General features: G+C 44.2%; 9 protein-coding genes and 1 pseudogene. 2 read left to right on the plus strand and 8 right to left on the minus strand.

From position 1 onward, the window contains the following. Window positions 1-6 precede the first annotated feature (6 nt). The 4 genes from F0228_RS17170 to F0228_RS17185 all read right to left on the minus strand — a co-directional run bounded on the left by F0228_RS17170 (window position 7) and on the right by F0228_RS17185 (window position 4,635). The gene (locus F0228_RS17170) at window positions 7-954 is read right to left on the minus strand and encodes a carbohydrate ABC transporter permease (RefSeq protein ID WP_061033882.1); all 948 of its coding nucleotides are present in this window, start codon (window positions 952-954) and stop codon (window positions 7-9) included. A gap of 23 nt (window positions 955-977) precedes the next feature. Continuing rightward, window positions 978-1,862 (minus strand): sugar ABC transporter permease, encoded by an 885-nt coding sequence (locus tag F0228_RS17175; RefSeq protein WP_123305860.1) that lies wholly within the window; start codon window positions 1,860-1,862, stop codon window positions 978-980. Window positions 1,863-1,946: 84 nt separating this feature from the next. Then, window positions 1,947-2,849 (minus strand): LysR substrate-binding domain-containing protein, encoded by a 903-nt coding sequence (locus tag F0228_RS17180; RefSeq protein ID WP_171762522.1) that lies wholly within the window; start codon window positions 2,847-2,849, stop codon window positions 1,947-1,949. Window positions 2,850-3,009: 160 nt separating this feature from the next. After that, window positions 3,010-4,635, minus strand: coding sequence for an ABC transporter substrate-binding protein (locus tag F0228_RS17185; RefSeq protein ID WP_171762523.1), 1,626 nt, complete (start codon window positions 4,633-4,635; stop codon window positions 3,010-3,012). 143 nt (window positions 4,636-4,778) lie between these two features. On the opposite strand from F0228_RS17185, the gene mpaA reads away from it, so the two are divergent. Further along, entirely contained in the window at window positions 4,779-5,486 is a 708-nt protein-coding gene (gene mpaA / locus F0228_RS17190; RefSeq protein WP_171762524.1) for a murein tripeptide amidase MpaA, read from the plus strand. Window positions 5,487-5,632: 146 nt separating this feature from the next. Here the strand turns inward: mpaA and F0228_RS17195 are convergent, their stop codons facing one another. The 4 genes and pseudogenes from F0228_RS17195 to F0228_RS17210 form a co-directional block, all read right to left on the minus strand. Further along, window positions 5,633-6,760 (minus strand): HD domain-containing phosphohydrolase, encoded by a 1,128-nt coding sequence (locus tag F0228_RS17195; RefSeq protein WP_061031587.1) that lies wholly within the window; start codon window positions 6,758-6,760, stop codon window positions 5,633-5,635. Between the two features lie 169 nt (window positions 6,761-6,929). Beyond that, window positions 6,930-7,526, minus strand: a pseudogene (locus tag F0228_RS17200) (tyrosine-type recombinase/integrase). Window positions 7,527-7,691: 165 nt separating this feature from the next. Next, window positions 7,692-8,342, minus strand: coding sequence for a hypothetical protein (locus tag F0228_RS17205; protein ID WP_171762525.1), 651 nt, complete (start codon window positions 8,340-8,342; stop codon window positions 7,692-7,694). Between the two features lie 244 nt (window positions 8,343-8,586). Then, the gene (locus F0228_RS17210) at window positions 8,587-8,931 is read right to left on the minus strand and encodes an SMR family transporter (protein ID WP_171762526.1); all 345 of its coding nucleotides are present in this window, start codon (window positions 8,929-8,931) and stop codon (window positions 8,587-8,589) included. A gap of 322 nt (window positions 8,932-9,253) precedes the next feature. On the opposite strand from F0228_RS17210, the gene F0228_RS17215 reads away from it, so the two are divergent. After that, the coding region (locus tag F0228_RS17215; protein WP_171761921.1) for an alcohol dehydrogenase catalytic domain-containing protein at window positions 9,254-9,555 on the plus strand (302 nt) is incomplete at its 3' end.

Consider the following 9,555-nt stretch of genomic DNA (forward strand, 5'->3'; position numbering starts at 1 on the left):
TTCCGTTTACTCTTTTACGCCGTTATCGGCGATACCTGAAAGAATCGTCTTTTGACAAATGACGAATAGAATTAGCAAAGGCAATACTGCAATGGTGCTCGCCGCCATGATTTGCGACCAGTTCAACCCATAGTTACCTTCGGCAATAAAGTAGTGACGAATACCAGTAGCGATCAGGTTTAAATCCTGAGTCGTAATCACCAGACTTGGCCACATGTAGCTGTTGTAATTGGTAATAAAAGTGATGAGGAACAGTGTTGCGACTGCTGCTCGGCATTGCGGTAAGATGATTGCCCATAAGATTTTGAGCTCACCTGCACCATCAATTCGTGCCGCTTCAATCAGCGACGGATGCACCTTGATAAATACTTGGCGCAGATAGAACACACCGAAAACCGACGCCGCGTTCGACGCTACCAAGCCCATGTGTGAATCCAACAAACCCAGTTTTGCCAAGGTGATGTAAGACGGAATGTAAGTCACTGCACCTGGCAGCATGTAACAACCCATCACGATGAAATAGAGCACTGTCTTTGAACGAAACTTCAGCTGCGTTAATGCGTATGCAAACATCGCTGAATTCACAATCACCAACAAGGTGGTGAACAAAGCCACGCTAAAGCTGTTGAAGATGTACAAGCCAAACGGCGCGCTGTGGAAGGTTTCGACAAAGGTTTCCCAGCGAAACTGCTCTGGAATCAAGTCCAGCGGGTTAGCAAAGACCTCATCGTTACTTTTAAGCGAACCAGACAGCATCCATAAGAACGGGAACACCATCATGGTTCCGCAGGTTGCTAAGAACAGATGCTTAGCTAGTGCGAGGAACGAACGGCGATCCACTGAGGTTTTCTTTGACACAACCTCTGATTTAGTCGCTTTAGTTTGGGGACTAACTTTGGCTTTCGCTGCGCTCTGATTTAATACTTGATTGGCATCCAATACTTGCGTGGTCATAATTCTGTCCTTTCAAAAATCGACTAGTAGTACACCCAGCGCTTGCCGATGTAGGTATTAATAAGTGCCAACAATCCAGTAATCAGGAATATCACTAACGATGTCGCGGCCGCAGGTCCCATTTCGTAACGTTCGAACGCTTGTTGGTAGAACAAGTACAACAAGGTACGTGTCTCACCACCCGGCCCGCCCTGCGTTAAGATCTGGAACTGATCGAACGCCTGCATCGCCGTGATAATGTTGACCACTACCAAGAAGAATGTGGTTGGTGAAATCAGCGGCAGCGTTATCTTCAAAAAGCGCGTTAAGCTGCTGCAACCATCAATCAAAGACGCCTCATAAAGTGACTCTGGAATCTTGTTGAGTGCACTGATGTAGAACAGCATCGTCCAACCAATCGCTTGCCAAACTGTTACGATAATCACCGCAACCAAGGCTGTGTTTCCGTTCTCTAACCATGGAATCGCACTAAACCCTGCCGACTCCAATAAGTGGTTTGCCAAGCCCGATTTGGTCTCAAATACCCAAGACCACACAATCGACACCGCGACTGTTGGTGTAATCCAAGGCGAGAAGATCACTGCACGATAAAACTGGCTACCTTTGAAGTTTTTGTGCAGCAGCATGGCAAACACAAGACCAAGAATAATGGTGGGAATCACCACACCCACAGAGAACCAAAACGTGTTGAGCATCGCTTGGATGAACTCGTAGTCCTCAACCATGTACTCGTAATTTTCTAAACCGATGAACGAATAATCTGGCGAGATGTAATCCCAATCAGTGAAGCTGATGTAAATCGAATAACCAAATGGTACGAGCCAAAAAGTAAACAGTGGCACCAACAACGGTGCAGTAAATAGCAGTACCTTTAAGCGGTTTTTCATTGGTTCTGAGAAAGCACTCATGGTGACCTCGTCCTTATTTGTATGCGGTTAAATTAAGGGGTTTGTGTGACAGGTTAGTAAGAGCGCCCTTCATTTTTTTTATGGCTACCCATTAGAAAATCTTTCTTCCAGTTCACCGTCTTCCATCTGGTGATAAAGCCAATCACAAAAGAAATTCACCTTGGCACTGCGTCTGTGTTTGGTAATCAAATAGTGGGCAGATTCGGCAGGCATTGAGGATTCAGTCGCCAGAACCAGATCGTTTTTCTCTAACAGCTCAGACACCGCTAGCGAACGCACCAACAACACGCCAATGCCATGTTTGACCGCCTCTAATGCATGCAGAGAGTTACTCACTTCAAGTAGCACCTTCGGTAAGGTCATCTCGAATTGGTTGTGACTCAACCATTGCAGCCAGTTCTCTCGGTAGCCTTTTACTTGCACGGTCGGCAGAGCAGAAAAATCATGCTTAGCCAAGGCATCTTGATATTGGTTTTTAAAGTCTGGGCTACACACCAACTGCCAATGTTCTTGAAACAGTCGCTCACTATGAGTGTCTTCGCTTTCTACCTTGCCGTTGGTCAGCTCGATATCGACATTCTGACAAGGATTGGTTGATGGCCAGTCCACCAGCTGAATATCGAGCCTAATAAAAGGGTATTTTTGATAAAAAGATGGCAGGCGAGGTAACAGCCAGTTATGGCAAAAGGTGTGATTAACGCGCAGGCTCAACACGTCGGTTTCTTTTTCCCCGAAGAGGATTTGAGTCTGTAATTTCAGGTGTGCTAATGAACCCGCAACAATCGGTTGATAATGCTGGGCAGCCGATGTCAGCTGTACGCCTTTGGAGCTGCGTTCAAACAGTGTGGTATCAAGAAAGGTTTCTAAACTTTTAAGCTGCTGACTCACCGCGGCTTGGGTAACACAAAGCTCTCGCGCAGCAGCGCCAATAGAACCGAGGCGGGCAACAGCTTCGAACGCAACAAGGGCACGTAGAGGAGGTAACATGGCTTCACCTGATTGAAATAAAAGTGAAAAATACTTCAGGCAGGTTTCAGTTTTTTGCGCTTACGGTTACAGATTAATGACGAAGGGACGTTGATCAGAGATTTATGATCAACGTCCCTTTTCTTTATTTCAAACTTTTAATGATGTGCCAGAAGCTCAATTACTCTTTGATGTAGAGATCTTTAGAGTAGATACGCCCTTCTACATTGTTCTTAGCAAAACCACCGACACTTGGTCGCACTAGACGGGCCTGCATGTAGTAGTAGATTGGTGCGATCGGCATGTCTTCTGCCAGTAACTGCTCTGCTTGGTCATAGAAACCTTGGCGGTCTTGTTCGCTGGTTGCAGCTAAGGCGCTGTCCATTGCTGCGTCGTACTTGTCATTGCTATAGCGAGCAAAGTTACCCGAAGAGCCTGAACGCAACAAGCTCAAGAAAGTCGATGCTTCGTTGTAATCGCCACACCAAGAGGCGCGCATCACATCAAAATCACCTTGGCGACGAGACACCAAGTAAGACTTCCACTCTTGGTTTTCAAGCTCAACTTGTGCGCCTAAGTTGCCTTTCAGCATTGATGCAATCGCCACTGCTATGGACTTGTTCGACTCACTGGTGTTGTAAAGCAGTTTGAAATCCAATGGGTTAGATGCATCGTAACCCGCTTCTTTTAGTAACTCTTTTGCTTTTTGATCGCGTTCTTTCTGAGTCCACGTGCTGTATTCAGGTTGTGTCGCATCAAAGCCAGCCGTGTACTCATGAGCAAAGGTATAAGCAGGCAAGTTACCCACCTGAGTCACACCATTGGTGATAACGTCACGCATCATAGAATAAGAGACAGCTTTACGTACTCGCGCATCATCAAAAGGTGGTCGCGTAGTATTGAATGCGTAGTAGTAAGTACACAGCAAAGGCACCGCGGTAAACGCATCTTGGTATTTGGTTTTAAGTTGCTGCGCCATATGTGTCGGCACGTCCGAAGTAATATCGACCTCGCCCACTGCATAGCGGTTAATCGAGGCATTCTGGTTCTCAAACGGAATATATGTCACTTCGGTTAGGTACGTATTTGAACTGTCCCAGTATTTCGGGTTCTTCTTCAATTCAATGCGCTCATTCACCACCCACTCGTCTAGTACGAATGCACCATTACCGACAAATTGCTTAGGATCGCTCCACGGCTTGTCGCTACTTTCTAGGGCTGACTTATGCACTGGCATCATGGATGTGTGGCCCGTCATCGCCACAAAGTAAGGCACTTTACTATCGAGTTCGAACTTCACCGTGTGTTTATCAACAGCCGACACGCCTAGCTCTTCAATCGGCTTCTTACCTTCTGCCACATCAGCAATATTGTTGATTTTGGTGAGCTTTAGATACCACACATTTGGCGATGCCGTTTTAGGGTCTACCGCTCGTCTTATCGCATACACGAAATCATCAGCCGTCACCAGATCGCCATTCGACCATTGCGCGTCTTTACGCAGGTGGAAGACAAAGGTCTGGTTGTCTTCGGTTTCCCAAGATTCCGCCACACCTGGAGTAATGTTGCCATCGCGATCTTGAATCACTAAGCCTTCAAACAGGTCACGCAGAATGTGCATTTCTGGAAGGCCTTCAGCCTTTGCAGGGTCAAGAGTCGCCGCTTCTGCATCATTCGCGCGCACCAAGTGTTGTTCTTTCGCCAGAGAAGTTCCCGCTGGCAATGTGTCAGCAACGGCAGTCACTGAGATAAAAGGGGTCAATAGAGATGAAATGAGTAACGCCGTTGAGTGTTTCTTAAAATCCATATGTTTTTGCTCTCCTAGCCTATCTTTGAAGCAAGTAATAAAATTAACAATGCGACTGTTGACGAGTTTTAATGCTTTCGTTTATCTAAGTAGTTTTTGTAATCGTTAATACTTGATAGTACTTGATCAATCAGGAGATAAAGGTGAGTTTAATTCCAAGAACGGAAAGAGCTGCATTTTCAATAAAGCCGCTGCCATATGGAAAGTCGGTACTAGGCGCACCCTTGCTCTATTTCCCCGCGCAAGTAGAAAGCGAATCTCGAGGCCTAATCATAGCAGGCACACACGGTGATGAAACCGCGTCTATCGCAGGTTTATCTTGTGCGCTAAGAAGCCTGCCAGCCGCCAACTTACGACACGATGTGATCTTGTCGATGAACCCAGATGGTAATCAGTTAGGCACACGCGCCAACGCTAACCAAGTCGATTTGAACCGCGCATTCCCGACGCAAAACTGGACAGAAGACGGCACCGTCTATCGCTGGAGTTCCCACACACCAGTCAGAGATGTAAAGGTAAAAACTGGGCAAGTCGACCAACTTGAACCGGAAGTACAGTCGCTCATCAAGCTCATTGAGCAGCGCAAGCCCAAATTCGTCATCTCTTTCCACGAACCACTCGCCATGGTCGATGATCCAACCCAATCGGAACTTGCCACTTGGCTAGGTAAGCAATTCAACCTGCCGCTCGTTGAAGACGTGGACTACGAAACCCCAGGCTCATTCGGCACGTGGTGCCAAGAAAGAAACCTACCGTGTATTACGGTAGAGCTACCACCGGTTTCTGCGGACCTGACTATCGAGCAGTATTTAGATGCGCTTGTGGCTGTGTTGGGGTGTGAGAAGGGTTAGCGCAACTTATTTTTGGACAAAAATAATTTAGGGCAATTACTTAAATTGAGTATGCTCGAATTACCTTTTTTATGGCAAACCATACAATTAGAGACAAGCTAACTTGGAGCTTGGCTAAAGATTATTACTACACCTGCGCCACACTTTTATTGTAAATTCACAGGTGTATACAACCCTCCTAAAGTTTCATCTTGTTTGTAGCAAGTAAGGAAAGCGTCTACTACACAGGGGTCGTATAGTTTATTTCGGCCTTGTTCTAAGGTATTGATAGCTTTCTTCGCTCCGACAGCCTTCCTATATGGTCTATCATTTGCCATAGCATCGAAGGTATCTGCAACAGCTATAATCCGAGCCTCAAGTAAAATTTCATTCCTTTTGATTCCATTTGGGTAGCCTGAGCCGTCCAACCTCTCATGGTGCTGTTCGATCATTTCGACGATTGGCCAAGGAAAAATCACTTCATGAAAAATCTTTGCTCCTACTTCTGAATGACTTTGGAGTAACTTGTACTCTGCTGGCAAGAGTTTCCCAGGCTTACTTAAGATTTGAGACGGGATCGTAATTTTCCCGATGTCGTGAACCAAAGCTCCAATGACTAGCCCCTCTTTCACCGAGTCTTCTAATGAAAGTTTATCAGCTATAAGGTCGCATATATGAGCGACATTGCGCTGGTGAGAGGAAGTGTATTCATCACGAATCTCAAGCGCACGGGATATTGCGCCTAACATATTGGTCATAATCGCCATGGAGGCAGAAGAATCAAATTCTAGCTTTTTGTTAGCTAATCCAGATTCGATCTTACTTACCTTTGTTTGTACCTGAGGCCAGATGCTGTTAATCATCCTGTAAAAATAATTTACGAAGTCGTGACTGTATGGTGCGTTGTTGTTGCCTATACCGATGACTGCAACTACGTCATTATTTTGTATTACGGGAAGACTGAAGTGATGAGTTAGTTTTATGTGGTCTTTCGGTAAAGAGTCGCCTATGGAATAGTTTGCATCATAGTGGTTGTGTATTACGGGCTTTTTAGTTCTTATACTATCTGCCCATATTCCTGCAGATGACAGTGGATAGTGGCTTACGTAGCTGCAATGGCAATGTTCCAAGACAGAGGTTGACCAAACATTCAATGCGACTTCTTCGTTAGTATGAGAATAGAAGTGGAAATATCCGATATCGCTCTTAGCTTCTTGTACAAAAAAATCGATGAGATCTCGATAGAAGTCATGACTCGTTAAATACTTCTTTCTTGTAAGAAAATCTATACTCATAGCGCTTTTAGTCCGGTAAAGTCGATATTGACTTTAAGTCTAGTTCTTTTTCACGTATTTCATCTGACATTAGCAGAATTTAGGCTGGCTAAGAAAGTATATGTTCTGGCTGAAACTAATATTGGGGCACAGGCTTTTCAGAAGAAAAGCCTGTAGCAACTCCTGTCTGTCAGCAATCTGTTTTCTCAGATAGCCTCAGAGCGTCTTCTAGCTCAACACCAAGGTATCGAATTGTGTTATCTAGCTTCGAATGTCCAAGTAAGAGCTGTATGGCCCTGATGTTTTTCGTTCTAGCATAGATTAAAGTGGCTTTGGTACGGCGCATGGAATGAGTTCCGTAATAGTCAGCATTCAATCCCAGTTTTGCAGCCCAGTTCCTTATGATTGAACGATAGAATGAGTAACTGATAGGTTTCCCAGAGCGTCGGCTACTCGGGAATAGAAAACTGCTTGCCTCTAGGGATGCTGCAAAAATCCATCAGCTAATACTTTGCTGTGTTCTCGGAGTAATCTCATAGTGGACATCGGTACCCGTTTTTTGCTGGATGCACTGAACCCTTCCATAAATAATGCCTTGCGAAGAAACATCGTAAACGTGTAGCTTCAGCAAATCACTCGCTCTTAACTTGCTATCTATAGCTAGGTTCAGTAGTGCGATCTGCATCAGATCGTTTTCAATCTCCAGCCTAGTTCTGATCCGCCAGACCTCTTCAAGCTTAAATGGCCTTTTGATGCCACTGCATTTTCCAGAAGATAACTTTCTCATGATGACCTCCTCTCAGTGTTTTTGGTCAACATGAAGTTTGGCAGTCACATTTAATAAGGTTTAGGAAGATCTAAAACGTCGGTGGACAAAATCTTGTTAGTTAATTTTAGCAACTCGTGAATAACTAGATGTATTCACGAATTGTTTAGTAAAGTGTGTAACCGATCATAATGACTGACGAACCTCTCTTAGATTACTTATAGCACTTGAACAAATAGTCTGAATTTTTGAGTGATGCAGATTTGCTTCATTCATCTTTTTATCAACTTCTTCATTAAGAATTGCATCAACCGCACAAACGACTAGATCATTTGCATTTTCTTCTATGTATCGCTCAAGAGCGTTCTTCTTAATAGCATAATCAATAAATGGTTGTGTTAATGATTCTTTAAGACGGTTTAAATCTAGTTCGGCAAAAGCTTTCTGGGTTTCAGAAGGGATCAGCTCCTCAATTTTTGAGTAAACTACTTGATACTTTTGACTCACAGCACCTGCTAAAACGGTTGGTGCTTGATATGCGGTTTGTACTTTTAAGTTATCGTCATTTGAGGCTGCTGTTATAGACGTTGTAAATTCAAGCAGCAGTAATTCTAATTCATTTAAATTTTCATATAAAACGGAATGATTAAACTGATGTTTCCATTGGCATGATGCTTTATATGAGAAAAACGCAGCGATAGCTGCACCTAATCCAGACAAAAATCCACCTGCACTAGACAAAAATAAGTTTAAAGAGTCACTCACTTGGATATTAAAACCGAAGAGCAAACCTACCAAGACTAAACAAACAGATGAGATAGAAACAGCAAAAGACATACAATGCATAACATGTTGATTGAAAGAGATAATAGACAATATCACACAAGATAAAACCTTAATACTTTCACCTTGTATCACATGACAGGGATGCACAGATTGAAATGCTATTAAGAATGGATAACTTTTATTAGAGCAAACGCATGCCTCTGAATTCTGTAGAGTTTTTAAACTGGCGGATTTCGGGGTATAAGCGTGCCAGACGAAAAGGCTGGCACGAAGTTGGACAAAAGCGAGTTAGCCCCTAATGACTCACCGAACTCGAAAACAGGTTGATGATCACCACACCGGCCAGAATTAAAGCAATGCCGATGACTGCGTAGATGTCGAGCTTTTGTCCGTAGACCAGCCAAGACAGTGCTGCGACTAGCACGATCCCTGCCCCACACCAAATAGCATACGCTACGCCCAAAGACATGGTTTGCACCGTTAGAGACAATAGATAGAAAGCACAACCGTAACCAATTAATACTGCGGCAGTGGCGGGTAGAGAAGTAAACTGCTGCGTTTTAGGCAATAGAGAAGTGGCGACAACTTCGAGCACAATGGCGAGTGATAGCATCACAGGAGGTGGGAGAGAAAAAAGCATGTTCAAGCCTACAACTAGAAAAGAGGCGGCAAGCTTATGCTCTATTTATTTCCAATAAATGTCCCTTCTACTTAGTTACTGTTTAAAGTCTCGATAGATTCTCTTAGCAACACCTTTCCTTTCGCTACCCCTTCAGATTCCACCAATTATTACATATATGTAATAATAATTTTCTATTTAAGGGGATTATCAAAATCTATAACCACACCTATACTAGCTCCAACAAAACGAGAGAGCGGAAACAAATAAGCTCAACTACGCTTAACGGGTTGAACTTAATTGCAAAGTTATCCGCTGTACTGACATATAAAGGAAGCATCCAATGACTATCGAAATCAAACCTGGTCAAACTCATATCCAATCCAAAGCAATGGTTGCTTGGAAAGCGGGCGAGCCACTAAAACGTGAAACGGTTGACGTTGAACTGCCAAAGGCTGGTGAAGTACTTGTTCGTATCGTTGCTACTGGCGTTTGTCACACTGACGCATTCACTCTTTCAGGTGACGATCCAGAAGGTATTTTCCCTTCTATCCTTGGTCACGAAGGTGGCGGTATCGTTGAAATGGTTGGCGAAGGCGTAACAAGCGTTGAAGTTGGCGACCACGTTATCCCACTTTACACAGC

Source organism: Vibrio sp. 99K-1 (assembly GCF_013114585.1).
Classification (GTDB): domain Bacteria; phylum Pseudomonadota; class Gammaproteobacteria; order Enterobacterales; family Vibrionaceae; genus Vibrio; species Vibrio chagasii_B.

Bases quoted from the DNA above. Each gene is read 5' to 3' on its own strand.
- F0228_RS17170 (WP_061033882.1), bottom strand. From the start codon at position 954: ATGACCACGCAAGTATTGGATGCCAATCAAGTATTAAATCAGAGCGCA.
- F0228_RS17175 (WP_123305860.1), bottom strand. From the start codon at position 1,862: ATGAGTGCTTTCTCAGAACCAATGAAAAACCGCTTAAAGGTACTGCTA.
- F0228_RS17180 (WP_171762522.1), bottom strand. From the start codon at position 2,849: ATGTTACCTCCTCTACGTGCCCTTGTTGCGTTCGAAGCTGTTGCCCGC.
- F0228_RS17185 (WP_171762523.1), bottom strand. From the start codon at position 4,635: ATGGATTTTAAGAAACACTCAACGGCGTTACTCATTTCATCTCTATTG.
- F0228_RS17195 (WP_061031587.1), bottom strand. From the start codon at position 6,760: ATGAGTATAGATTTTCTTACAAGAAAGAAGTATTTAACGAGTCATGAC.
- F0228_RS17205 (WP_171762525.1), bottom strand. From the start codon at position 8,342: ATGTCTTTTGCTGTTTCTATCTCATCTGTTTGTTTAGTCTTGGTAGGT.
- F0228_RS17210 (WP_171762526.1), bottom strand. From the start codon at position 8,931: ATGCTTTTTTCTCTCCCACCTCCTGTGATGCTATCACTCGCCATTGTG.